The following is a 24059-nucleotide window of genomic DNA, read 5'->3' as shown; positions in this document are numbered from 1 at the left end:
AAGGCGTGGTCGCCCGCCACGCCAACGGAGCCTACGGCGAGGGCGACGACACCTGGCGCGGGTTCGCAGAGGTGGTCGTCCAGCTGGCCGACCGGGCCCTGGAGCTCACCGCCCGGCTGTGACCCCACGACGGCTCGGTGTCGGCCTTCGGCCGACGATCAACAGACTTCGACCGGCAGAGCCGATCGACTAGCGCCGGACGGTCCGGCGGCGGGCGGCGCCGGCCGCGGCCGGGTCGACCATCGCCTGGAGCTGGCGGTCGCGGAACCAGGGACGCAGGGTGATCGGGGCCGGGGGCAGGTGGCCGTAGAGGAGCACCCCGTGTCCCGGGGAGATCCAGCCCAGGGTCTCGGCCGGGGAGGCCCCGGCGCGGTTGCGGGGGGTGCGGGCCGGCTCGCCATCGCCACGGTCCTTGGCCGCCTTGGCCAGGGCGGCCGGGGTGGCCAGGTGGCGGATCGTCTCGTCCCCCAGCAGGTGCGACAGCAGGGCCAGGGTCTCGGCGTCGGTGACGCCGCTCAGGATCACCTTGGCCCGGTGGTTGGCGAACACCGCCTCGGCCCGCTCGTCGTAGCGGGCCCGCATCTGCGACAGCTCCCGGAAGGTGGTGACCAGCTGGACCCCGTGGCGCCCGGCGTTGGCCGCGTACATGTCCAGCTGCGGGAGGGCGGCCGAGCTGGCGGCGTCGTCGAGGACGACCAGCAGGGCCGGGTCGATCGGCGCGTCCCGGTTGCGGGAGCGCTCGAAGGCCAGGTCGATGACGTCCTGGATGAGGGCGACGGTGAGCGGGCCCAGGCGCCGCTGCTCGTGCGCGGGCAGGCTCACATAGGCGGTGTTGGCCACCCCGTCGAGCAGGCGCTCGGCGGTGAACCGGGTCCCCGCCGACGCCTCCTTGACCGTCGGGTCGGAGTAGGCGGCGATCACGCCCAGCACCTGGGCGTAGACCTGGCTGCGGCGCTGCTCGCCAAGGCCCCAGATCGACTCGAAGGCGTCAAGGGCCGCGGGCTCGTTGGCCACGTGGATGGCGGCGGTGATCTCGCCCCGGTCCTGGCGCTGGCCCCAGCGGAGCACGTCGCTCATGGACCGGTCGGAGATGGCCGCGGCCAGCAGCATGGTGGCCAACAGGTTGGTGGTGGCCCCGGGGACCGGCTCCCCCTCCCGGTCGGCCCGGCTGCCCAGGCGGCTGGCGTTCACCAGGGACAGGGCCATCTGGTAGGCGCCCTCCCAGGTCTCGCAGCGGGGCAGAGGCGACCAGGTGTTGGCCTCCATCCCGGTGGCCCCGGCCGGGTCGTAGAGGAACACCTCGCCCTTCTGCCAGCGCCGGCCGATGGTGGAGCGGATCAGGTCGGGCTTGACGCAGGCGGCCAGCACCGGCCCGTCCCACTCCAGGATGGCCGGGATGGCCAGGCCGCTGGTCTTCTGGCTCTGGGTCGGGCCGAGGGCGATCACCGACTGCAGCGGCTCGGCCGCGACCAGGCGCCCGTTGACCCGGCCAAGGATGACCCGCCAGGTCGTCGGCGCCCGCACGTACAGCTCCCGGAACAGCTGCGGGCGGGCCCAGCCGGCCGGGCTGACCTGGTCGGCCGGGGCGGTGGTGCGCTCGACCACGATGGCCCGGCCCATGCGCCGGCGGGCCGACCGCAGCGCCGACGACAGGTACACCCAGGCGGCGGCCAGGACGGCCAGCAGGATCAGGAAGGTCGCCCAGAACAGCACCGGGCCGGGCATGAGCTTGCGGGCGTCGGCCGGCCAGGCGGCGGCCGGGTCGAGCGGGTGCCGCAGCACCCTGGTCATCACCCGCCCCATCTCCGGCAGCGACACCTGCGGCCAGATGCCGGAGTTGATGAACCCGGCGACCTGCCCGGTCAGCCACAGCATGAAGGTCGACCCGAGCAGGACCACGATGATCATCAGCAGGACCTGGTCGAGTGGCCCCTCGCGCCGGACCGCCGGCCGCAGGCTCATGACGCCGAGTCGACGGCCTCGTCGGCCTCGGAGGTGGCCCACGGTGCCGACCGGGCGCCCATGTTGGCGTCGGTGTCGACGATCTCCTTCTCCAGCATCGGGTCGATGCGGTGCTGGACGATGAACGAGCGCCGCCCCACCCGCCACAGCGCCTCGCCCCGCTCCAGCATCGGGATCTGCTCGATCTCGGTCTGGGTCAGCCCCAGCAGCTCCCGGGCCTGCTCCACCTCGCCGGGCGACTGCCGGTAGATGACCCGGGTCTCGGAGTCCTCCAGCAGCCCCTTGGCCAGCTGCACCTGCTCGCTGCCCGAGTCCCCGGCCGCCGTCAGGTCCGACAGCCGGTGCATCACGGCGATGTTCTGCACCCCGTACTGGCGGGCCAGCTTCCAGCTCTCCCGCAGCCACCGGGCGATCGCCAGGTGCCGCAGCACCACCCACGCCTCGTCCAGCACGACGATCCGCCGCACCCCGTCGTTGCGCGCCCACGACCCCTGCAGCCACGCCGCCGTGCAGGCCATCAGGATCGGCCGCGCCTCGTCCTTGACCTCCCGCAGGTTGAACACCACCAGCCGCCCCGACAAATCCAGCCCCGGCGAGGTCGGCCCGTCGAACATCCCCCGCAGGTCCCCGGCCCCCATCCGCCGCAACGACAGCGCCAGCTGCCGCCCGTCCTCGGCCAGCCGCGCCGTCGACGTCCGCAGCTCGTGCGCGGTCGCGTCCGACGGCTCCAGCAACCGCGTCACCACCTGCGGGATGATCGGCTGGCTGTTCCGCCGCGCCGCCTCCACCACCGCCTCGTCATGGGCCCGCTCAAGGCAGGCATCCTCCTCCGGCCTCAGGTTGCGCCCCAGCATGACCCCCGAGATCGACCGCAGCAGCGCCAGCTGCGCATCCCCCCCGATCATCGGATCCAACGGGTTCAGCCGCAGATTCCCCCCACTCGCGAACCGGATCGGCTCCACCCCGCACATCGCCGCCAGCGCGTCGTACTCCCCCTTCGGGTCGATCACCCAGGCGGTTCGGCCGAACAGCATCTGCCGCCATAAGAAGGTCTTGACAAGCGAACTCTTTGCATAACCAATTTGGCCGATCACCAGCATGTTCGGACCGGTAATCTCTTTTCCATAGAGCGACCACGCGTCGTAGCAGAATGAGCCGCCAAAAACATCTCGCCCGATATATACGCCTTCGCTACCCAACCCGCCCTCGGAGATGAACGGGTAGGCGGCTTGAAGGTGCGCCGTGGTCACACGGTGGGCGGGTCGACGAGGCTTCGTTCTCATCGCAGCACCCTCAACCCTCGCTTCTTGGCGCGGTCACGCCGCGCGGCGTTCTCCTTCGCCGTAACCGGCTGCAGGTGGTACGGGTTGACGCATGCACGATTACGACAGAGGTGATCCATCATGAGGCCGGTGGGAACCGGTCCTCGGTACAGCTCATAGTAGTAGCGATGCGCAGGGATCTTCGTGCCGTCCCGCCGCTTGAGCGCGTAACCCTCGATGCCCAGGTGTCGTTGCCAGACCCAACAGCCCGACGTCGGATCGACCCAGTAGTCGATTGGCGGGAAGTCCTCAATGAGCTTCCTAGGATAGGCGATGCCAGCTTCAGCCAGCTTCGCTCGCCGACGTCGCTGTGATTCCCGAACCGCCTTGCGCTGACACTCCCGGCACGCCCGGTTCCGCCCTCGAGGGATCGTGTTGACCGGATCGAACGCGTGACCGTTGATGCAGTGGGTCTGGGCCTTTCGCCGCGCGGCGATCGTGTCTCCTCGTAGAGTGTTCTCTTGAGAAGTTACCGGCTCCAGATGTGCCGGGTTCACGCAACGCGCGTTGCGGCACAGATGGTCCAGTTGGAGGCCAGCAGGGATCACACCGCGGTAGCGCTCGTAGTAGACGCGATGGGCGTACTGCATCCGCCCACCCTCGCGCAGATGACCATACCCACTGGGCGTGACGTAGCGTTGCCAGAGCCAGCAACCGGTCGCCTCGTCGACGACATAATCTACCGAGGACAGCCGAGTGGATCGCTGGTAATGGCCATTGATGTAGCGGACCGGCTCACCTTTGACGTGACCGTACTTCGTGGCTGTCTTCTTGGCGAGAGGGGCGGGCTGACCACATCCGCAGTGACATTTGCCCGGTGCGATCTCGCAATCGAGCGATGTGCACATTGAGCGCCTCCACGTCACAGGAGCACTCATTTTAGACCGCGGCCCATTGGCAATGTGTAAGAAAAACAAAGTTCCTGTTCGCCGTCGCAGCGCTGGAGCTCCAGGCGGGACTGGCCGGCGGCGTGCTCGACCTCGCCGCAGGCTTCGGCGAGGGCTTCGGGGCTGTCGGCGGTGACGGTGATGTAGCCGGAGAAGCGGACGTCGGCGTGGCCGTCGGCGAGCTCCTGCTCGCGGCGGGCGACGGCGTCGGCCTGGTTGCGGCGCTTGGCCGTGCCGAGGAAGCCGAGCTTCTGGCGGAGCTCCTCGTCGGCGACGTCGGCGGTCTTGGCGAACCCGACGGCGCGCATGGCCTTCAGGGGCGGGACCGGTTCCATGGTGACGGCGACGGTGCGCTGGGAGCGGGTCTGGACGAGCAGGGGGGCCAGGAAGTCGGGGCCGACGTCGATGCGGGGCCACTCGGCGATCCAGTAGGTGGCGTGGACGACGTCGTTGGTGCGGTAGTAGCTCCAGTGCTCCTCGGCGCGCATGGGCCAGGCGTTGCGGGCCGACACGCCCCCCTGGCGGTCGGGGTCGACGCTGTCCAGGCGGGCCAGGTTGGTCCGGGCGTGGGGGTCGTAGGAGAGGCGGATGGTGGCGGCCAGGCGGCGGGGGCCGAGGGCGTGGAGGACCTCGACCTCGGCCGACTCGAGGCGGCGGGCCATGACCTCCAGCTCCCTGGCCAGGACCATGCAGGCGCCGGTGTCCTTGCCGCCGGCCTGCTTGATGGCCCGGCCGGCCTTGCCGGCGTTGAGCTGGAGGACGATGTAGAGCTCGTGCTGCTCGGTCACCGGGGCGGCGGCGTGGGTGAGGCGCAGGTAGCTCTGCAGGGGCAGGGCGTCGAGGCCGATGGACGGGTCGATCGCCTCGCGCAGGTAGCGGCTGAGGGCGTCGGGGTCGTCGGGGGCGGTGCGCTCGATCCACTGGACCCGGCTGATCGGGCTGCCTTCGCGGGCCAGGCCGGCGATCACCCCGGCCCAGCCGGCCAGCCGGTGGGCCTTGTCGACGGGGTCGAGGAGCACGAAGGAGCGCGCCCGGGCCTGGATGACGGCCGAGAAGGTGTGGTTGGGCCGGTCGGCGAGCACGCCCAGCTCGACCCCGCGGAAGGGGAAGGCGAGCAGCTCGACCTTGCCGATCGAGGGGGGGAGGCTGACGGGCTCGTCACCGCCGGCGAACCGGGTGCCGGCCTCGGGGGCGCGCGAGCGGAAGCGGCTGCGTCCGGTCGCCTTGCGGACCATGAAGACTCCGATCACGGGGACCCACTCGTTGAGGGGCCGTCCATAGAGGGGCACGAAGGTGAGCAGCGCCCCCAGGCTGAGCAGGATCACGCCGCCCAGCAGCCCGAGGCCGCTCTTGAGGGCCTGGACCAGCAGGATGGTGAAGAACACGGCCGAGGCCAGGATGGCCAGCTGGCCGGGGCGGAGTGAGCCGACCCAGCCGCGGCGCTCCAGCGGGCCGAAGCGGTAGCGGATCTCCAGCGGGCTACGCATCGGACCCCTTCTCGCCGGAGAGGTCCGGCAGCTTCAGCGGCTTGGTGCCGGCGCTGGAGGCGCCGCCGTTGCCGCCGAAGTTGGCCGGGGACGGGCGGGCCGAGGAGCGGATCGGGGCCGGGGGCGACGGCTCCCCGCCCTCGGCCTCGGGGGCCGCGCTCATGGCGGCGAAGCTGGAGGTGGCGCGGTTGCGGGCGGCCCCGACGACCGCCGCCCCGGCGGTGGCGGCCGCCGCCGGGGCCGCGAACCCGGCCGCCGGGCCGGCGGCGGAGGAGCGGAAGCGGGTGTTGATCATGCCCGAGACCACCGAGGAGCTGGTCGTGAGGGCGGTCGCGCCCGTGGTCGCCTGGCGCAGGGCGGCCCGCTGGTGGCCGGCCGTGACCACCGCCGCCTCGGCCAGCGGGATGAGCTTGAGCAGGGCGATCGGGGTGAAGGCGGCCATCAGCAGCAGGGCCCCGCCGGCCAGGACGCCCTCGAACTTGTCGCCAAGCCCGCCCCGGGCCAGCCCGGCCGCGGCCAGGTTGATGATGGCCACGATGAACACCTTGGCGAAGATGATGGCGATCAGGAACTCGATCAGGCGCCGGCACCAGCGCCAGCCGGCCGGCCAGATCATGGCCGCCAGGGCCAGGGGCAGGAACAGCACCGAGATGTAGATGGCGGCGGCCCGCAGCAGCAGCTCCAGCCAGATCGACAGGGCCCCGAGGGTGACGACAAGGGCGCCGAGCAGGATCCCGAACACGGGCGCGGCCGGGTTGACGGAGCCGGCGCCGAGGCTGGCCAGGGCGCCGCCGGCGTCGCTCATGAACTTCTGGGCGTCGGCGGCGGCGTTGCCGCCGAGGGCGGCGCTCATCCAGTCGCTGATGTTGATGAGCATCTGGGCCATGGCCGGGCCGACGGCCGACAGGATGGCGGCCAGGGGCAGGAACACGAACGCCGAGCGGATGGCCTGCATGCCGTCGGCGCGCACGATCGACTGGGCCACCGACACCAGCAGGATGGGCAGGGCGATGACCACGGCCAGGGCCAGCATCACCCGGTACTGGGAGGCGAACCAGTCCGCGTTGACCACGTCCGGGCTGGTGGTGCCGTGGATCAGGCCGCCCACCTTCTCGAGGAAGAACTTGCCGGCGGCGGCCACCGCGGCGGTGAAGCTGCGCAGGGCGCTGTCGCCGGCGGTCTCGGCCACGTTCTGGGCCGCCCCGGACACCGCGCTGGTGACCGCCTGGCCCGGGTTGGTCCCGGCCAGGCAGACGTTGCGGGCGACCGGGTTGGGGATGGCGTTGCAGCGCTCCTCCCCGGGATCGGCCGGCTGGGTCTGGGTCGGGTCGCTCGGCTGCGCCTGGGCGATGGCGGCCGGCGCGACCATCACCAGCAGCGTGGCCAGGGCGGCCAGCAGCAGGACCGCGCGGGCCCAGGCGCGCCTACGGTCCTGGTGCATAGGTGAACTCCTTGAACTCGCTGGCCTTGCTGACCAGCTCGGGGGCGGGGGTCGGGGGCGAGACGTCGGCGATGGGGAGCGGCCCGTCCACGGTGGTGCTGTCGACCAGCTTCCAGTCGCCCTTGACCCAGCGCAGGCTCGTGGTGGTGGTGCCCCAGCCCTCGCGGATCGGCACCGGGGGGCCGGTCCCGCCGATCGAGCCGGTGACGCCGGTCACCCAGATGGCCACCGTGGCCGTGCCGTTGCCGTAGTCGTCGACCTTCCAGCCTACCGGATGGGCCCGCATCAGCACCTTGACGTTGCCGGCGTTCTCGGCGGTGACGCCGAGGCCCTTGCGCAGCGAGGCCACCGCCTCGTCGAAGGTCTCCTGCAGGCCGGCCTTGGCCTCGGGGGCGGCCAGGGTGTCGATGGCCGCCCGGCGCGTGGCCTCCTCGAGGATGAGCTCGCTGGACAGGACGGTACTGTAGTTGGCCGCCGCGGCCACGGCGCCCTGCCGGCTGTTGGCGTAGCCCACCCCGACGCCGTGCTCGAACTTGCGCGGCCCGACCCGGCTGGTCGCGGCCCCGGCGGCCGGGGCGGCGGCGGCCGTGCCCGGGGTGGCGGTCGCGCCCGGGGCCGGGGTGGCCGTGACCGCCGGCGCGGTGGTCGCCGGGGGGGCGGCGGCGTCCGCCTGCTCCCTGGTCATGGAGGCGCGGCCGACGACCAGGCCGCCCAGGAACAGCACCACGGCCAGCAGGGCCATGGTCAGCAGGCCCGGCATGCCACGGGCCCCGAAGCGCCGTTGCTCGGGCAGCCGGTACAGGACCCGGGCTCGCTGGTCGCGCACGGCCATGGCCCTCACGCCCCCGCCGCCGGATCCGCCAACGCCGACGAGGCCCGGCACACCCGCCGGGCCTCCGGCGTCGGGGAAGTCGCCATCGGCGCCCTAGGCGGTCTGCCCGAGCGAGAACGCCCAGTTGACCAGGGCCGCGGCCGCGCCGACGATGACGGCGCCGACCACCGAGTACAGCGTGGCCCGCTTGCCCACGGCCGCCTGGTGGTAGTTGGACGACAGCGAGCCGACACCCCACATGGCCCCGCCGATGATGATGCCCACCAGCGACAGCAGCAGGGCGAAGGCCCCGATCCCGTTGATCAGCTGCTGGATCGGCCCCGAACCGGGGATGGCGTCGAAGTCCGGGGTGAAGCTGACATCTTGCGCGAGGACCATCATGCGCAACAGCATCGGTAGTTCCCTCCGATGGTCATGCCGTGAATCCATCGGCCACGGCGGCGGCTACCTCCAAGTACGCGCGTCTGGTAACGGGGCGCAAACGGTCGACCTGGGTCTCGGCGCCTGCGCTCAGATGGGGGTCCCACGGCACCTGGACCACGGCCCGGCAGCGCCCCTGGAAGTGCTCTTCGATCTTGTCCACCTCGACCAGTCCCTCCTCACGGACCGCGTTGACGACCGCGATGGCGTTGCGGACCAGCTCGGAGTGGCCGTTCTCGTTCAGCCAGTCCAGTGTCGAGCTGGCCGCCCTGGCCGAGTCCAGGCTCGGCGACATGACGACGACGATCTGCTCGGCCAACTGGAGGATTCCCTTTGTAGCGGATTCCAAGACACCGGTGCCGGTGTCGAGCAGGATGAGGTTGTAGTGGCGTTCCAGCAGCCCGATGGCGCGGCGGTAGTCCTCCTCACCCAGCGCGGTGGTGATGCGCGGGTCGTCGTCGGAGGCGACCACCTCCAGGCGGGTCGGGGCCTGGTTGGTGTAGGCGCGGATGTCGGCGTAGCGCGTGATCTCCTGCTCGTCGGCGAGCAGGTTGGTGACCGTGGCCGCCGTCTCCCGCCGGACCCGGTAGCCGAGCGACCCGGCGTCGGGGTTGCCGTCGAGGGCGACCACCCGGTCGCCCCGCAGCGAGGCGAAGGTGTGGCCGAGCATGAGGGTGGTGGTGGTCTTGCCGACCCCGCCCTTGCGGCTGATGACGGCGATCGAGCGGCAGCCGGCCACCGGCGCCTTGGCCCTGGCGATCAGGTGGCGCTCGGCCAGCTCGGCCGGGCTGGGGCCGAAGTTGATGCGGCCGCCGGTCAGCCAGTAGATGAAGCGCCGCCAGCCGTCCCGGGGCGGGGCGGCCTGCCCGCGCAGGTAGCGCTCGGCGGTGAAGTCGGCCGCGGTGGCGGTCGACCGGCCGCTGGCCGGGCTGGTCACCCCGACCAGGCGCCCGGCCCGGTCGGCCCGCTCGGGGCGCCCGTCGACGAGGTCGCGGGACGCCTCCGGCCGTGGGTGGCCGTGGCCGGGCGGGTGGTCCCTGGCCGGCTCTGGGGGCGGCTCTGGCATCCTGGGACGCTCGGGGGCCCGGTCCGGCTCGGGCGCCGGGGCAGGCTCGGGCGCCGGGGCAGGCTCGGACGGCCGGTCACGATCGGTGGTCGGAGCCGGTTCGTCGCCACGGCCAAGCGGGACCAGGGCCTCGTCGGAACCCCCGGTCCAGGCGGGCCTCTGCTGCTGGCTCACAACGACCCCCGGTCGGTCTCCAGATTCTCGTGCTGTCGGATGCGTATTTGGGAGGATCTGTCCCTCTGTGATTACCAACAGATTACACTGATGTGCAATGACACCAAGGCAGTCGACCAGCGGGAATCGGACCCGCCGATGCACGGCCCGCGGTCGGTGGATCGATGCGGCAGCTCCGCCACCCTGATGAGCCGAACCTGTCAACCGACTCGACTATCCTAAAATACCACCGATTGGCCACCTGATGGGCAAACTCCTGTTCGGCGTCTTCGCCACCGTCTTCCTGGTCCTCGGGCTCATGGCGGTGGGACTGTCGACCTCGCTCATCGGCGGCGGGGCGCCGAGCGCCAGCGCCCAGGAGGACATCCCGCCGCCGCTGCTGCCCGTCTACCAGACGGCCGCCGACAGCTGCCCGGGGCTGCCCTGGTCGGTGCTGGCCGCCATCGGCAAGGTCGAGACCAACCACGGCCGGCTCCAGGCGCCCGGGGTGACCTCGGGGGCCAACTTCGCCGGGGCGGCCGGTCCGATGCAGATCGGCATCGGCGGCAAGGCCGGCAACACCTGGGCCGCCTACGCGGTCGACGCCGACGGCGGCGGGGCCGACGTCTACAACCCGGTCGACGCGATCTTCACCGCGGCCAACTACCTCTGCCAGAACGGCGCCAACAGGGGCGCCGACGTGGCCGGGGCCGTGTTCGCCTACAACCACGCCGACTGGTACGTGACCAAGGTCCTGGCCATCGCCTCGACCTACGCGGCCAGCCAGGGCCTGCCCCCCGGCGCCCCGGCCGAGGACGTGGCGGCCGCGGCCGTCCAGTACGCCTACGACAAGCTCGGCCAGCCCTACAAGTGGGGCGCCACCGGCGAGCGGGGCTTCTACGACTGCTCGGGCCTGATGCTGCGCGCCTACCAGGCGGGCGGTCTCACCCTGCCCCGCACCTCCCGCGAGCAGTGGACGGCCGGCGCCCGGGTCTGGAACGTGGCCGACCTGCAGCCCGGCGACCTGGTCTTCTACGCCTACAACACCGCCGACCCCTCCTCCATCCACCACGTCGGCATCTACATCGGCGCCGGCAACATGATCGACGCCCCCTACACCGGGGCCAACGTCCGCATCACCCCGTTCCTGCGCGGCGACTTCATCGGCGCCGTCCGCCCCACCGCCGACGCCGTCCCGGCGGACGCGGCCACGGCCACCACCGTCGCCGGCTGACCCGGCCTAGCGGTCGCTGCGGTTGACGATCATGGCGGCGTGGGTCGCCTCCAGGGGGTCGGAGAGGCAGACCTCGGCGGCCTCGCGCCAGCGGGCGAAGTGCTCGGTGTCGCGGTGGGCGGCGAAGGCGGCCTCGTCCCGGTAGACCTCGTAGAAGAGGTAGTGATCGGGGTCGTCGTTGTCGCGGACGACGTCGAAGCGGAGGCAGCCGGGCTCGTCGTCGACCGAGCTGACGGCGTTGGCCTCAATCGCCTCCAGGAACGTGCCCCGCTGCTCCGGCTTGACCTTGGCCGACACGATCAAGACGTACATGGTCCCTCCGTCCTCGCCCGATCCGGTCAGGTGATCTCGTCCACGCACGCGGTCAGCTGGCGCAGCGTGCGCACCTCGAACACGCGGTCGCAGGCCGCACCATAGGCGCTCATGATCGAGTCGGTGGTGTCCCACTCGGCCCGCGGTTCCGGATTGAGCCAGTAGAGGCGGCGGGACCGCTCGGCCAGGTCCCGGAACGGCTCCAGGCCCGGCTCGCGGTAGTTGTTGCGGGCGTCGCCCATGACGATCAGGGTGGTCCGGGCGTCGACGTCGCCGCCGTAGCGCTCGGCGAAGCGCCGGAACACGTTGCCGTAGTCGGAGTGGCCGTCGTCGGCCACCAGCTTGGCCCTGGCGAACGCCCCGCGCAGGTCCATGCGGTGCCCGCCCTCGTCGAGCAGGCCGGTGACCTCGTCGATCCCGTCGACAAAGGCGAAGCTGCGCAGCTTGGCGAACTCGGCGTTCATGGCGTGGAGCAGCGACAGGGTGAACTTGGCGAACTCGATCACCGAGCCGGAGACGTCGGCGAGCACGTACAGGTCGGGCTTGGAGGCGCGCACGGCCCGGAAGGCCGGGTCGACCGGGACCCCGCCCGACGACAGCGAGCGGCGCACGGTGCGGCGCACGTCGAGGCGGCCGCGGCGCCGCAGCCGGCGCTTCTGGGCCGCCCGCGAGGCCAGCTTGCGGGCCAGGGGCCGGACGGCCTGGCGCAGCTCGCGGAGCTGGCTGGCGTTGGCGCCGAGGAAGTCGACGTCCTCGAGCTGCCGCTCGGTGTAGAGCTCGGCCGCCTGGTGGACGCCGACGCTGGCCGCCATGCGGTGGCGGAGCTGCTCGGCCAGCAGGCGCCGGAAGTCCTCGATCCGCCGGGCCAGCTCCTCGCGGCCGTGCCGTGCCGCCCCGTCGGCGTCCTCGCTGTCGCCGAGGGCCATGGCCAGCAGCCGGTACAGCTCGACCTGGCGCAGGATCCGGTAGAGGTAGTAGCGCTCGGACGCCTCCGGCTGGGCCTCCAGGCCGCCGAAGCGGTCGACGGCCAGGCCGGCCAGGGTGCGCAGGGCCGCCTCGTCGTCGTGGCGCAGGGCGTCGAGCAGGGCGGCCAGCAGGTCGCCGGACGCCTCGAGGGGGTTGGGGACAGCCCACTCCCCCTCCGCCCCGGGTGCGGTCGCGTCCCCCTCCGGGGGGCCCGCCGTCGCTGGGCCGGGCTGGAGGGCTGGGTCCGCGTCCGGGGCGTCGGGGGAGCCGGCACGCGGCGCGTGGGTGAGGGGGAAGCAGACGTCGAACAGCACCCCGAAGGCCTGCTGGTCCTCGGGGCGCTTGACCAGGGTGGCGAACAGGGCGGAGCGGAACTGGGCCCGGTCGGCCAGGTTCACGTGGGCCAGGCAGGCGAAGGCGTCCAGGACCTCGACCATCGAGACCGGCACCCTGGCCTCGCGCAGCCGGTGGAAGAACTCGAGCAGCGAGGTCTCCAGCGACCGCGGCCCCGTGCTTACAATCTGGCCCATGGCTGCCTTCCAGCCGACGCTCGCCCCACCCGGACGTCTGGTGCGCCTCGGCGTCGTGCTCGACGCCCGGAACCCGGGTGGGCGCCTGGCCGAGGTGGCGCGGATGTGCGACCGCGCCGGGATCGGCGCGATCTGGATGGACGATAGCGCCCCGCCCGGGCCGTCACCAGCACTGGCCGGGCTGCGCGACCTGGCCCCGCACGTGGCCAGGGCCCGGCTGGGCGCGATCCTGGGCGGCGGCGACCCGCTGCCGGCCCTCGACGGGCTCCCCGCCGACCGGCTGGAGCTGACCCTGCTGGGCGACGCCCGGCCCCAGGCCGAGCGGCTCCGGGCCGGCTTCGAGGACGGCCGGCCGCGGCCCACCCTGGCCGTGGAGGTGGGCGACCCCGAGCGGCTCGGCCGCGAGCGGCTGGCCTGGCTGGCCGGCGTGGCCGACGACGTGCTGGTGGCCGCCGCCGACGTCGACCGGGTGGCCGAGCAGGCCCGGGCCCTGCGGGAGGCGTTCGCCCTGGCCGGCCGCGACCCGGCCAGCCTCGGGGTGGCGGTCCGGCTGCCGGTGTCGATCGGCCGGACGGTGGCCGAGGCCACGGCCCGCTGGGACGCCGAGCCGGCCTTCGCGGCGCTGGGGCCGCCGGCCCAGGCGGGGGTGTTCGGCACCCTGGAGCAGTGCCACGAGCGGGTCATCGCCCTGGCCCACGCCGGTGTCACCGATCTGCGCTGCGTGCTCCCCAACGCCCCCGACGTCCACGACGTGATCGCCCAGGCCACGGCCATGACCGTCGGCACCGTGGCCCAGCTGGCCCCGGGCACCCCGCGCTCGGCGCCCCCGCCCCCGCCCGAGGGCTGGGGCGGCCGTTCCCGGTTCCCCCGGCAAGCCCCCTGATGTACCGTTTATGCTTGGACGCGATGTTGTTGCGGATGCAACGGTCCGAGCGGAGGGAGTGGTCTGGTTGTCGCGTTTCACGACCAGGTTCGGCTCGCTGGACAACTACGAGAAGGGCCGCGTCGAGGTGATCGACGACGAGCCCCACCACTACGCCTTCTCGAACGTCTTCGAGACCGCCTCGCGGTCGAAGCCGTACGAGAAGGTGGCGGTCGGCAAGAACCGCCAGTACGTGCTTGAGGCGATCCGGGCCGAGGGCACCTCGGACTGGCGGACCTGCGCCCACGACGAGTTCGCCCTGGTCATGGACGGCGAGGTCGTGATCGAGCTGGCCAAGATCGGCGACGAGCAGGCGCCCGACCCCGCCTCGGAGGGCTCGGTCACCCTCGGCGGCGAGCCCGGCGGCCCGCGCATGGGCGAGATCACCGCCCGCCGCGGCCACATGACCCTGCTCCCCGCCGGCGCCGCCTACCGCTTCCACGCGGAGGCGCCCGGCGTGATCCTGATGCAGACCATCGAGGGACCCGACACCGTCTTCAAGTGGGCGGAGATCGTCCAGACCACCCCGTAGGGGCGCAGGGCAGGAGGTAGCACCGTGGCAACGACCGAGGCCGAGCCGACCGTCGACATCCGCTCCGGAGACCCCAACGAGGCCGGGTACCGGCCCTTCGAGCTGGGCGAGTTCAAGTTCCGCCGCGACGACTACTTCGTCTACATCGAGTGGCCGACGGGCAGCCACGTGATGAGCGCCGACGCCTTCCTCAAGGCGTTGCAGCGGGACGTGGCCTGGGACTTCTTCTACGGCATCGTCAACTTCGACGGGGTCATCGGCACCGTCAACCACTACGGCACCGTCGACCTGTTCGCCGGCCGCTACAACGACGGCTACCGCAAGGCCGAGCTCGACCACCTCGAGAACATGCCGACCCCGGTCATCCGCGAGACCTTCAAGGCCATGCTGGACGACTGGACCAACGAGACCTTCGACCCGTTCGCCAGCCCCGACGAGACCGGCTCGGCCTTCGGCCCCAAGAACGGCGACAACCGCAGGGCCATCACCCGCCACCGGGTGACGGCGGCGCGTATGGTCGGGGTCAAGGGCGACGAGCAGATCCGCAGCGACGACAGCGGGTTCCCGGTCAACCGGCACTTCACCGACGTCCCCCAGGACGAGCCGGAGATCCGGGCCGAGGAGGGCTTCGAGGACGAGCTGGCCTCGTTCAACCTGTTCGCCTACCTGTCGCGCTCCGACGTCACCTGGAACCCGTCGGTCGTCTCGGTCTGCAAGGACAGCCTGTTCTGCCCCACCACCGAGGAGTACATCCTCCCGATCATCCACGGCAACGACCGGGTGGAGTGGTTCCTGCAGCTGTCGGACGAGATCTACTGGGACGTCGAGGACCGCGACTCCGGCCAGATCCGCTCCAAGGTGGTGATGAAGCCGGGCGACGTCGCCGCCATGCCGGCCGACATCCGCCACCAGGGCTACGCCCCCAAGCGGTCGATGCTGCTGGTCTGGGAGAACGCCGCCGGCGACCTGCCCGAGCTCATCTCCAGCGGCAAGCTGCCGACGTACCCGGTCGAGCTCTAGGGGCGCCATGGCCGGCGTGGCCGGGCCGACCCGGCTGTTCATCGGGGGCGAGTTCACCGACGCCGCCGACGGGGCCACGATCCCGGTCACCAGCCCCCACGACGGCGGCCACCTGGCCGAGGTGGCCGAGGCCAGGGAGGCGGACGTCGACCGGGCGGTGGCGGCCGCCCGGTCGGCCTTTCCCGCCTGGGCCGCCACCCCGGCCGCCGAGCGGGGACGGCTGCTGCTGAAGCTGGCCGACGCCGTCGAGGCCCGGGCCGAGGAGCTGGCCCGGCTGGAGTCGGCCGACACCGGCCACCCCATCCGCGACTCGTCCCGGCTGGACGTGCCCCGCACGGCCGCCACCTTCCGCTACTTCGGCGGCATGGCCGACAAGTTCGAGGGCTCCGTCATCCCGGTCGAGCAGGGGTTCCTCAACTACGTCGTCCGCGAGCCCGTGGGGGTGGTCGGCCAGATCGTCCCCTGGAACTTCCCGCTGATGTTCTGCAGCTGGAAGATGGGGCCGGCCCTGGCCGCCGGGAACACGGTGGTGCTGAAGCCGGCCGAGCTGACCCCGCTGACCTCGCTGCGCGTGGCCGAGCTGATGGCCGAGGTCGGCTTCCCGCCCGGGGTGGTCAACGTGGTGCCCGGCTACGGCCACGTCGCCGGGGCCGCCCTGGCCGCCCACCCGGACGTGCAGAAGGTGTCGTTCACCGGCTCGACCGAGGTCGGCCGGCGGATCGTCGAGGCCTCGGCCGGCAACCTCAAGCGGCTCCAGCTCGAGCTGGGCGGCAAGGGGGCCAACATCGTCTTCGCCGACGCGGACGTGGCCGCGGCCGTCAACGGGTCGGCCTTCGCGATCTTCCACAACCAGGGCCAGGCCTGCATCGCCGGCTCCCGGCTGATCCTGGAGGAGCCGATCGCCGAGGAGTTCCAGGAGCGGTTCCTGGCCCTGGCCCGGAGCATCCGGCTGGGCGACCCGCTCGACCCGGCGACCGAGATGGGGCCGCTCACCTCCCCCGAGCACCGCGACCGGGTGCTGGCCTACGTGAAGGTGGCCCGCGACGAGGGCGGGGAGGTCCTGTGCGGCGGCCGCGTCCCCGACGACCCGGCGCTGGCCAGGGGCTGCTACGTGGAGCCGACCGTGGTCAGGGCCGACCCGGGGGCGCGGGTCAACCGCGAGGAGGTGTTCGGCCCGTTCGTGACCGTGACCACCTTCTCCGGCGAGGCCGAGGCCCTGGAGCTGGCCAACGCGGTCGACTACGGCCTCGGGGGCGGGCTGTGGACCCGCGACCTGGCCCGGGCCCACCGGGTGGCCCGGGCCATCCGGTCGGGCATGGTCTGGGTCAACAGCTACAAGCGGGTCAGCCCCGGCTCGCCGTTCGGCGGGGTGGGCGACTCCGGCTACGGCCGCGAGATGGGCTTCGAGGCCATGCACGGCTACACCGATCCCAAGTCGGTCTGGGTCAACGTGGACGCCGACCTGCCCGTCTGGTACCCGCGCTGATGCCGGATCCGGCGGGTCTCCGCCGCCTTGACTTCCCTGAACCGTTCGGCTATCAGTCGGGCGCCATGCCCCCCTTCACCTACGACGCGCTGCCGGGTCGGGTGGTGTTCGGCGTCGGCGCGGCCGACCGCCTGGGCGAGGAGGTCGACCGGCTCGGGGCCCGGCGGGTGCTGGCCATCGCCGGCAAGCGGGCCGTGGACGGGCTGGTGGAGCGGCTCGGCGGCCGCTGGGCGGCCAGCTTCACCGACGTCCAGCAGCACGTCCCGGTGGAGGCGGCCGCCCGGGCGGTGGCCGCGGCCGCCGCGGCGGGCGCCGACTGCCTGGTCGCCATGGGCGGCGGGTCGGCCACCGGCATGGCCAAGGCGGTGGCGCTGGAGCACGAGGCCCCGATCGTGGCCGTGCCCACCACCTACGCCGGCTCCGAGGTGACCCCCATCTACGGGCTCACCGGCCCCGAGGGCAAGCGCACCGGCCGCGACCCGCGGGTCCTGCCCCGCACCGTCCTCTACGACCCGGCCCTGACCACCGGCCTGCCGCCCGAGGTGACGGGGCCGAGCGGCATGAACGCCCTCGCCCACTGCGTCGAGGCCCTGTACGCGCCCGGGGCCAACCCGGTCACCGCCCTGCTGGCCACCGAGGGGGCCAGGGTCCTGGCCCGCGGGCTGCCCGTGGCCGTCACCGACCCGGCCGACCTGGCCGCCCGGTCCGACGCCCTGCTGGGGGCCTGGCTGGCCGGGGCCGCCCTGGCCGCCGCCGGGGTCGGCATCCACCACCAGCTCTGCCATCTGCTGGGCGGCGCCTACCGGCTGCCCCACGCCGAGCTGCACGCGGTCATGCTCCCCCACGCCGTCCGCTTCGTCGCCCCGGCCGCCCGCCCCCAGCTGGCCAGGCTGGCCGGCGGCCTCGGCACCGACGACGTCGCCGGCGGAATCTGGGACCTGGGCCGGCGGCTGGGCACGCCGGCCAGCCTGGCCGAGCTCGGCCTGGCCGAGGCCGAGCTCGACCGGGCGGCCGAGCTGGCCGTGGCCAAGGTCGTCCAGACGCCGCGGCGGGCCGGGATCAGCGAGCTCCGGGGCCTGCTCGAGGACGCCTGGCAGGGACGCCGGCCGCCGCCGACCTGACATGAACGGCAACCTCGACCGCCGCCGGTTCGTGCAGCTCGCCGCCTTGGCGGGCGCGGCCGCGCTGGCCGGCTGCCGCACCTCGTCCCCCCTCGGCAACCGCCAGCCGATCAGGCTCGGCTACATCTCCCCCCAGAGCGGCCCCCTGTTCGCCTTCGGCGAGGCCGACAGCTTCGTCGTCGAGAACGCCAAGGGCGCGTTCAAGGACGGCCTGGAGATCGGCGGGCGCGCCCACCCGGTGGAGATCCTGGTCCGCGACAGCCAGTCCAACCCGGAACGGGCCGGTGAGGTGGCCCGCGACCTGATCGCCAGCGACCAGGTCGACCTGATGCTGGTCTCCTCCACCCCCGAGACCACCAACCCGGTGGCCGACGCCTGCGAGGCCGCCGGGATGCCCTGCATCTCCACCGTCACCCCCTACCAGCCCTGGTACCTGGCCCGGAACCCGCGCCCCGACCCCGCCAAGCCCAAGCCCTACCAGTGGACCTGGCATTTCTTCTGGGGCTTGGAGGACATCATCGGGGTGTTCGCCGACATGTGGAGCCAGGTCGACAACAACCACGTCGTGGGCGGGCTGTGGCCCAACGACGGCGACGGCCGGGCCTGGAGCGTCGGCTTCCCCAAGGTGCTCCGCAACCAGGCCTACGAGATCGTCGACCCCGGCCGCTACCAGAACGAGAAGAACAGCTTCGCCGCCGAGATCGAGAAGTTCAAGGCCGAAGGGGCCGAGATCGTCACCGGGGTGCCGCTGCCCCCCGACTTCGCCACGTTCTGGCTGCAGGCGGCCGACCGGGACTACCGGCCCAAGATCGCCTCGGTCGGCAAGGCGCTGCTGTTCCCCTCCTTCATCGAGGCCATGGGCAGCAGCGCCGAGGGCGTATCCACCGAGGTCTGGTGGAGCCCCCGGCACCCGTTCACCTCCTCGCTGACCGGGGCCAGCGCCGGCCAGCTGGCCACCGACTACCAGAACCAGACGGGCCGCCAGTGGATCCAGCCCATCGGCTTCGTCCACGCCCTGTTCGAGGTGGCGGCGTCGGTGCTCCAGCGGGCCGGCGACGTCGGCGACAAGCAGGCCCTGGCCGACGCCATCAAGGCCACCAGCATGGGCACGATCGTCGGCACCGTCGACTGGACCCGCACCCAGGCCGACTTCCCCAACGTCTCCCGGACCCCGCTGGTCGGGGGCCAGTGGCGCCGGGGCGGCAGCCGGCCGTTCGAGCTCGAGATCGTCTCCAACAACGTCCACCCCGAGATCCCGGCTACCAGCAGGTTGCAGCCGATCAGCTGACGGCTGCGGTGACCACCAGGAGGTCGCTCGTGAGCAGTGGCAGAGGCGTCGATCGCCGCCGGTTCATGCAGCTCGCCGGGCTCTCAGGAGCCGCCGTCCTCGCCGGCTGCAAGCAGTCGGACTCGGGCTCCGAAGCCGCCCGGACCATCAAGATCGGCTACGTCTCCCCCAAGACCGGCCCCCTGGCCGGCTTCGGCGAGGCCGACGACTTCATCCTCGGGGGCGTGCGCAAGGCGCTGGAGGGCGGCCTGCAGATCGGCGGCACGTCGTACCCGGTGGAGATCCTCACCAAGGACAGCCAGTCCGACCCCAACCGGGCGGCCACGGTCGCCGGCGACCTGATCAACGCCGACCAGATCGACCTGATGCTGGTCGCCTCCACCCCGGAGACGACCAACCCGGTGGCCGACCAGTGCGAGGCCAACGGCGTCCCCTGCATCTCCAGCGTCGCCCCCTGGCAGCCGTGGTTCTTCGGCCGCCAGGGAGACCCGGAGAAGCCGTTCCAGTGGACCTACCACTTCTTCTGGGGCCTCGAGGACATCATCGCCGTGTTCACCGACATGTGGGGCCAGGTGGACAACAACAAGGCGGTGGCCGCGCTGTGGCCCAACGACGGCGACGGCAACGCCTGGGGCGACAAGAAGCTGGGCTTCCCGCCCGCCCTCACCAAGGAGGGCTACAAGATCGTCGACCCGGGCCGCTACCAGAACGGCACCGAGGACTTCTCCTCCCAGATCGCCGAGTTCAAGGCGGCCAAGGCCGAGATCGTCACCGGCGTGCCCATCCCCCCGGACTGGACCACCTTCTGGAAGCAGGCCTCCCAGCAGGGGTTCCAGCCCAAGATCGCCTCGGTCGGCAAGGCGCTGCTGTTCCCGGCCTCGGTCGAGGCCCTTGGCGACATCGGCGACGGCATGTCCACCGAGGTCTGGTGGAGCCCGGCCCACCCCTACACCTCCTCGCTCACCGGGGCCAGCGCGGCCAAGGTGGCCGAGGAGTACCAGGCGTCCACGGGCAGGCAGTGGACCCAGCCCATCGGCTTCGTCCACGCCCTGTTCGAGGTGGCCGCGGCCGCCCTCAAGGCGAGCGGCGACGTCGGCGACAAGCAGGCCCTGGCCAACGCCATCAAGGGCGTCGACCTGGACACCGTGGTCGGCAAGATCTCCTGGAGCGGCGGCCCGGTGCCCAACGTGGCCAAGACCCCGCTGGTCGGCGGCCAGTGGCGCAAGAGCGACGGCAAGTACCCGTTCGAGCTGGTGATCGTGTCCAACAAGGACCACCCCGACATCCCCAAGGGCGGGTCCCTGGAACCCATCCCCTACGCCTAGGACGGCGGGCTTGGCCGGGCGGGTGCTGGAGCTGGACGGGCTGTCGAAGTCGTTCGGGGCGCTCAAGGTCATCGACGACCTGCACGTGCACCTGGACGAGGGCGAGGCCCTGGGAGTGGTCGGGCCCAACGGGGCCGGCAAGACGACCATGCTCCACCTGGCCGCCGGGCAGCTGCGGCCCGACGCCGGCCGGGTCCGCCTCGCCGGCCAGGACGTCACCGGCCTGCCGGCCCGGGCCCGCTGCCAGCTCGGCCTGGCCCGCACCTTCCAGGTCCCCCAGCCGTTCTCAGGGATGACCGTGTACGAGAACGTGCTCGTCGGGGCGACCTTCGGCGCAGGGGGTCGGGGGGGCTCAAGCCTAGCCCCCCGGAGAGTCGCCCATCCGGACGCGCACCGGGCCAGCCTGGAGGCGCTGGAGCTGGCCGGGCTCACGGCCGACGCCAACCGGCTGGCCGGCAGCCTGACCCTGCTGGAGCGCAAGCGCCTGGAGCTGGCCCGCGCCCTGGCCACCGGGCCGCGGGTGCTGCTGCTGGACGAGGTGGCCGGCGGGCTCACCGAGCCGGAGGTCCACCAGCTCGTGGCCACGATCCGGCGGGTCCGCCAGGCCGGCGTGTCGATCGTCTGGATCGAGCACATCGTGCATGCCCTGCTGTCGGTGGCCGACCGGATCGTGGCCATCAACTTCGGCCGCAAGCTGATCGAGGGCGACCCGCGCACGGTCATGGCCAGCCCCGAGGTCCGCGACGTCTACCTGGGCGTGGAGGCGGTCTAGGCATGCCGCTGCTGGAGGTCGACCGGCTGGCCAGCTTCTACGGCGACTTCCAGGCCCTGTTCGACGTGACGCTGGCGGTCGACGAGGGCGAGACGGTGGCCGTGATCGGGGCCAACGGGGCCGGCAAGTCGACCCTGCTGCGGACCGTGGCCGGCCTCCAGGACCGGGCCACCGGCACCGTCGCCTTCGACGGGCGGCCCCTGGACGGGGTGCCCACCCACCGGCGGCTCGGCCTCGGCATCGCCATGGTCCCCGAGGGTCGGCGCATCTTCCCAAGTCTCACCGTCGAGGAGAACTTGAAAGTTGGGGTGGTCCGGGGCCGGTCCGGCCGCTGGGACGTGGCCTCGGTGCTGGAGCTCTTCGGCGCCCTGGCCGACAAGCGTGGCCGGCCGGGCAGCCTCCTGTCCGGGGGCGAGCAGCAGATGCTGGCCATCGGCCGGGCGCTGATGGCCAACCCGCGGCTGCTGCTGCTCGACGAGGTCTCCCTGGGCCTGGCCCCCCTGGTGGTCCGGCGGATCTACGAGACCCTCCCCGAGATCTGCCGCGCCGGGGCCACCGTGGTCGTGGTCGAGCAGGACATCGGCCAGGCCCTGGCCGGGGCCGACCGCGTCTACTGCCTGCTCGAGGGCCGGGTCGCCCTCCAGGGCCGGCCGGCCGAGCTGACCCGCGAGCAGATCACCGACGCCTACTTCGGGCTGGGGGGTTCGGGGGGCTCAAGCCGAGCCCCCCGATGGGATGGGGACGCATGACCTGGGTCAACGTCGTCACCCAGGGGCTGCTCCTCGGGGGGCTGTACGCCCTGTTCGCCACCGGGCTGTCGCTCATGTTCGGGGTGATGCGCCTGGTCAACCTGGCCCACGGCGACCTGTCGATCGTGGCCGCGTTCCTCGCCCTGGCGATCGTCGACGGCACCGGCCTCAACCCGCTGTGGACCCTGCTGGTGGTGGTGCCGGCCATGGCCGGGCTCGGCTACCTGCTCCAGCGGGGGCTGCTGAACTTCGCCCTGCGCGGCGACGACCCGCTGCCGCCGGTGCTGGTCACCTTCGGGCTCTCGATCATCCTCCAGAACCTGCTCCTGGAGGTGTTCTCGGCCGACTCCCAGGGGCTGGACGCCGGCCGGGTCGAGAACGCCAGCGTGCGGCTGAGCGACGGCCTGGCCGTGGGCTGGTTCCCGCTGCTGACCCTGGTCACCGCCGTGGCCGTCCTGGCCGGCCTGCAGCTGCTGCTCAGCCGGACCCAGCTCGGCCGCTCGTTCCGGGCCACCTCCGACGACCCCGAGGCGGCCAGCCTGGTCGGGCTCGACCACCGGCACGTGTTCGCCATGGCCACCGCCATCGCCCTGGCCACCGTGGCCGTGGCCGGGCTGTTCCTGGGGGTGCGGACCACCTTCACCCCCAGCATCGGCCCGACCCGGCTGATCTTCGCCTTCGAGGCGGTGATCATCGGCGGGCTCGGGTCCATCTGGGGCACGCTCGCCGGCGGGCTCGTCCTCGGGGTCGCCCAGGCCCTGGGGGCGCAGTTCTCTCCCGGCTGGGGGGTCCTGGCCGGCCACCTGGTCTTCCTGGCCGTGCTCGCCTTCCGGCCCACCGGCCTGCTCGGCAGGACGGTCCCGGCATGAGCGCGCCCGGGGCGGTGGCGCCGGCGGGCCTGCGGGTCCAGCGGGCCACCCGGTCCAGCCGGATCGGCCTGGCCGTGGGGGCGGCCGCGGTGGTCGTGCTCGCCCTCGGGCCGCTGTGGGCCCTGGACAGCGTGCTGCGCACCCTGATCAGCTTCCTGACCCTGCTCGCCCTGGCCCAGATGTGGAACCTGCTCGCCGGCTACGCCGGCCTGGTCTCCATCGGCCAGCAGGCCTACGTCGGCCTTGGCGCCTACGCCCTGCTGCTGTTCGCCGACACCGTGGGCCTGCCCCTGCTGGTCTCGGTGCTGGCCGCCGGGGTGGTCGGCACCCTGGTGGCGGTGCCGACGGCCCTGCTCGCCTTCCGGCTGCGGGGCGGCTACTTCGCCATCGGCACCTGGGTCATCGCCGAGGTCTACCGGCTGGTGATCACCAACGTCTCCCAGCTCGGCGGCGGGTCGGGCCTGACCCTGCGGGCGGCGTCGGCCTTCGACCGCACCACCCGCCTGTACCTCACCTACGAGCTCGCCCTGGCCGTCGGGGTCGGGGCGGTGGCCGCCACCTACCTGCTCCTGCGGCGCCGCCTCGGCCTGGCCCTGACCGCCATCCGCGACAGCGAGCAGAGCGCCCAGAGCCTGGGCGTGCCCGTGTTCCGGGCCAAGCTCGTCGCCTACCTGGTGGCGGCGTTCGGCTGCTCGCTGGCCGGGGCCGTCATCTACCTGAACCTGCTCCGGGTGCAGCCGGAGGCGGCCTTCAGCGTCAACTGGACCGCCTTCATGATCTTCATCGTGGTCATCGGGGGCGTGGGCACGATCGAGGGGCCGATCATCGGTACGATCGTGTTCTTCGTGTTGCAGGAGACCCTCTCCGGGTACGGTGCCTGGTACCTGGTCCTGCTCGGCGCGGTCGCGGTCCTGGTCACCGTGGCGGCCCGGCGGGGCCTGTGGGGCCTGGTCGCCGACCGCACCGGCTGGAGCCTGTTCCCGGTCCAGCGGAGACTCGAGGAGCGGAGACTCGAGGAGCGCTGGTGACTGCTCTGCCGACTGGAGCCGACAGCTGCTCAAGCCGCGGGGGCTTGACCAGAGCCCAGCCCGGCCCTGGTAGCGATGTTGCGGGCCCCGTTGAGGTCGGCGTCCAGGGCGCCGTGGGTGGGACAGACGACGGTGTCCTGGTGGGGCCGGGTGCAGCGGGCCCCGCAGGTGTGGCAGTCGATCGAGGTAGAAGCGGAGTTCACGAGGACGACTCGCCGTCCGGCGCTTTCAGCCTTGGCGACAAGGATGCTCGTGAACTGGCCCCAGCCAGCGTCCAGGATCGACCGGTTCAGCCCAGCCTTGGCCGCGACGTTGCGTCCCGGCGCCTCGAGGGT

23 protein-coding genes are annotated in these 24059 nt (G+C 72.5%); 12 read left to right on the top strand and 11 right to left on the bottom strand.

Going from position 1 to position 24059, the window contains the following annotated elements:
* Window positions 1-189: 189 nt before the first annotated feature.
* The 8 genes from VF468_17610 to VF468_17575 all read right to left on the bottom strand — a co-directional run bounded on the left by VF468_17610 (window position 190) and on the right by VF468_17575 (window position 9417).
* Window positions 190-1962 (bottom strand): type IV secretory system conjugative DNA transfer family protein, encoded by a 1773-nt coding sequence (locus tag VF468_17610; GenBank protein HEX5880108.1) that lies wholly within the window; start codon window positions 1960-1962, stop codon window positions 190-192.
* Entirely contained in the window at window positions 1959-2996 is a 1038-nt protein-coding gene (locus VF468_17605; protein ID HEX5880107.1) for an ATP-binding protein, read from the bottom strand. Before VF468_17605 ends, VF468_17610 begins: the two co-directional genes overlap by 4 nt.
* 245 nt (window positions 2997-3241) lie before the next feature.
* Window positions 3242-4132, bottom strand: a complete 891-nt coding sequence (locus tag VF468_17600; GenBank protein HEX5880106.1) for an HNH endonuclease signature motif containing protein — start codon at window positions 4130-4132, stop codon at window positions 3242-3244.
* Between the two features lie 26 nt (window positions 4133-4158).
* The gene (locus VF468_17595) at window positions 4159-5658 is read right to left on the bottom strand and encodes an SCO6880 family protein (GenBank protein HEX5880105.1); all 1500 of its coding nucleotides are present in this window, start codon (window positions 5656-5658) and stop codon (window positions 4159-4161) included.
* A complete protein-coding gene (locus VF468_17590; GenBank protein ID HEX5880104.1) occupies window positions 5651-7099 on the bottom strand; it encodes a hypothetical protein in 1449 nt (482 codons plus the stop codon). The genes VF468_17595 and VF468_17590 overlap by 8 nt, the downstream gene beginning before the upstream one ends.
* Complete coding sequence (locus tag VF468_17585) at window positions 7083-7925, bottom strand: hypothetical protein (GenBank protein ID HEX5880103.1); 843 nt, start codon at window positions 7923-7925, stop codon at window positions 7083-7085. The genes VF468_17590 and VF468_17585 overlap by 17 nt, the downstream gene beginning before the upstream one ends.
* Before the next feature lie 99 nt (window positions 7926-8024).
* The gene (locus VF468_17580) at window positions 8025-8324 is read right to left on the bottom strand and encodes a DUF6112 family protein (GenBank protein HEX5880102.1); all 300 of its coding nucleotides are present in this window, start codon (window positions 8322-8324) and stop codon (window positions 8025-8027) included.
* A 19-nt stretch (window positions 8325-8343) separates the two neighbouring features.
* The gene (locus tag VF468_17575; protein HEX5880101.1) at window positions 8344-9417 is read right to left on the bottom strand and encodes a MinD/ParA family protein; all 1074 of its coding nucleotides are present in this window, start codon (window positions 9415-9417) and stop codon (window positions 8344-8346) included.
* Window positions 9418-9835: 418 nt separating this feature from the next.
* Here VF468_17575 and VF468_17570 point away from each other — a divergent pair, with 418 nt between their 5' ends.
* On the top strand, window positions 9836-10804 hold the full coding sequence (locus tag VF468_17570) for a bifunctional lytic transglycosylase/C40 family peptidase (protein HEX5880100.1): 969 nt from the start codon (window positions 9836-9838) through the stop codon (window positions 10802-10804).
* 6 nt (window positions 10805-10810) lie between these two features.
* Here VF468_17570 and VF468_17565 read toward each other — a convergent pair whose 3' ends face one another.
* Both VF468_17565 and VF468_17560 read right to left on the bottom strand, forming a co-directional pair.
* On the bottom strand, window positions 10811-11116 hold the full coding sequence (locus tag VF468_17565; protein ID HEX5880099.1) for a putative quinol monooxygenase: 306 nt from the start codon (window positions 11114-11116) through the stop codon (window positions 10811-10813).
* 26 nt (window positions 11117-11142) lie between these two features.
* Entirely contained in the window at window positions 11143-12612 is a 1470-nt protein-coding gene (locus VF468_17560; protein ID HEX5880098.1) for a VWA domain-containing protein, read from the bottom strand.
* On the opposite strand from VF468_17560, the gene VF468_17555 reads away from it, so the two are divergent.
* The 11 genes from VF468_17555 to VF468_17505 all read left to right on the top strand — a co-directional run bounded on the left by VF468_17555 (window position 12611) and on the right by VF468_17505 (window position 23724).
* On the top strand, window positions 12611-13495 hold the full coding sequence (locus VF468_17555; GenBank protein HEX5880097.1) for a hypothetical protein: 885 nt from the start codon (window positions 12611-12613) through the stop codon (window positions 13493-13495). The genes VF468_17560 and VF468_17555 overlap by 2 nt on opposite strands.
* A 67-nt stretch (window positions 13496-13562) precedes the next feature.
* A complete protein-coding gene (locus tag VF468_17550; GenBank protein ID HEX5880096.1) occupies window positions 13563-14066 on the top strand; it encodes a hydroxyquinol 1,2-dioxygenase in 504 nt (167 codons plus the stop codon).
* Window positions 14067-14090: 24 nt separating this feature from the next.
* Window positions 14091-15086, top strand: coding sequence for a hydroxyquinol 1,2-dioxygenase (locus VF468_17545; protein ID HEX5880095.1), 996 nt, complete (start codon window positions 14091-14093; stop codon window positions 15084-15086).
* 7 nt (window positions 15087-15093) lie between these two features.
* Complete coding sequence (locus VF468_17540; protein ID HEX5880094.1) at window positions 15094-16572, top strand: aldehyde dehydrogenase family protein; 1479 nt, start codon at window positions 15094-15096, stop codon at window positions 16570-16572.
* Window positions 16573-16637: 65 nt separating this feature from the next.
* Window positions 16638-17693, top strand: a complete 1056-nt coding sequence (locus VF468_17535) for a maleylacetate reductase (protein ID HEX5880093.1) — start codon at window positions 16638-16640, stop codon at window positions 17691-17693.
* A gap of 1 nt (window position 17694) precedes the next feature.
* Window positions 17695-18981, top strand: coding sequence for an ABC transporter substrate-binding protein (locus VF468_17530; protein ID HEX5880092.1), 1287 nt, complete (start codon window positions 17695-17697; stop codon window positions 18979-18981).
* Window positions 18982-19046: 65 nt separating this feature from the next.
* Complete coding sequence (locus VF468_17525; protein ID HEX5880091.1) at window positions 19047-20306, top strand: ABC transporter substrate-binding protein; 1260 nt, start codon at window positions 19047-19049, stop codon at window positions 20304-20306.
* Window positions 20307-20316: 10 nt separating this feature from the next.
* Window positions 20317-21078 carry an ABC transporter ATP-binding protein gene (locus tag VF468_17520; protein ID HEX5880090.1) on the top strand — a complete coding sequence of 254 codons (762 nt, stop codon included), beginning with the start codon at window positions 20317-20319 and terminating at the stop codon, window positions 21076-21078.
* Window positions 21079-21080: 2 nt separating this feature from the next.
* Window positions 21081-21827, top strand: coding sequence for an ABC transporter ATP-binding protein (locus tag VF468_17515; protein ID HEX5880089.1), 747 nt, complete (start codon window positions 21081-21083; stop codon window positions 21825-21827).
* Window positions 21824-22696: a branched-chain amino acid ABC transporter permease gene (locus tag VF468_17510; protein HEX5880088.1), complete on the top strand. Its 873-nt coding sequence runs from the start codon at window positions 21824-21826 to the stop codon at window positions 22694-22696. The genes VF468_17515 and VF468_17510 overlap by 4 nt, the downstream gene beginning before the upstream one ends.
* Window positions 22693-23724, top strand: a complete 1032-nt coding sequence (locus VF468_17505; protein HEX5880087.1) for a branched-chain amino acid ABC transporter permease — start codon at window positions 22693-22695, stop codon at window positions 23722-23724. Before VF468_17510 ends, VF468_17505 begins: the two co-directional genes overlap by 4 nt.
* Before the next feature lie 29 nt (window positions 23725-23753).
* Here the strand turns inward: VF468_17505 and VF468_17500 are convergent.
* Window positions 23754-24059: zinc ribbon domain-containing protein (locus VF468_17500; protein HEX5880086.1), on the bottom strand; the 306-nt coding region annotated here is incomplete at its 5' end.

It is taken from the genome of Actinomycetota bacterium, from assembly GCA_036280995.1.
In the GTDB taxonomy this organism is placed as follows: domain Bacteria; phylum Actinomycetota; class CALGFH01; order CALGFH01; family CALGFH01; genus CALGFH01.
This window is presented reverse-complemented; position numbering and strand designations above follow the sequence as displayed.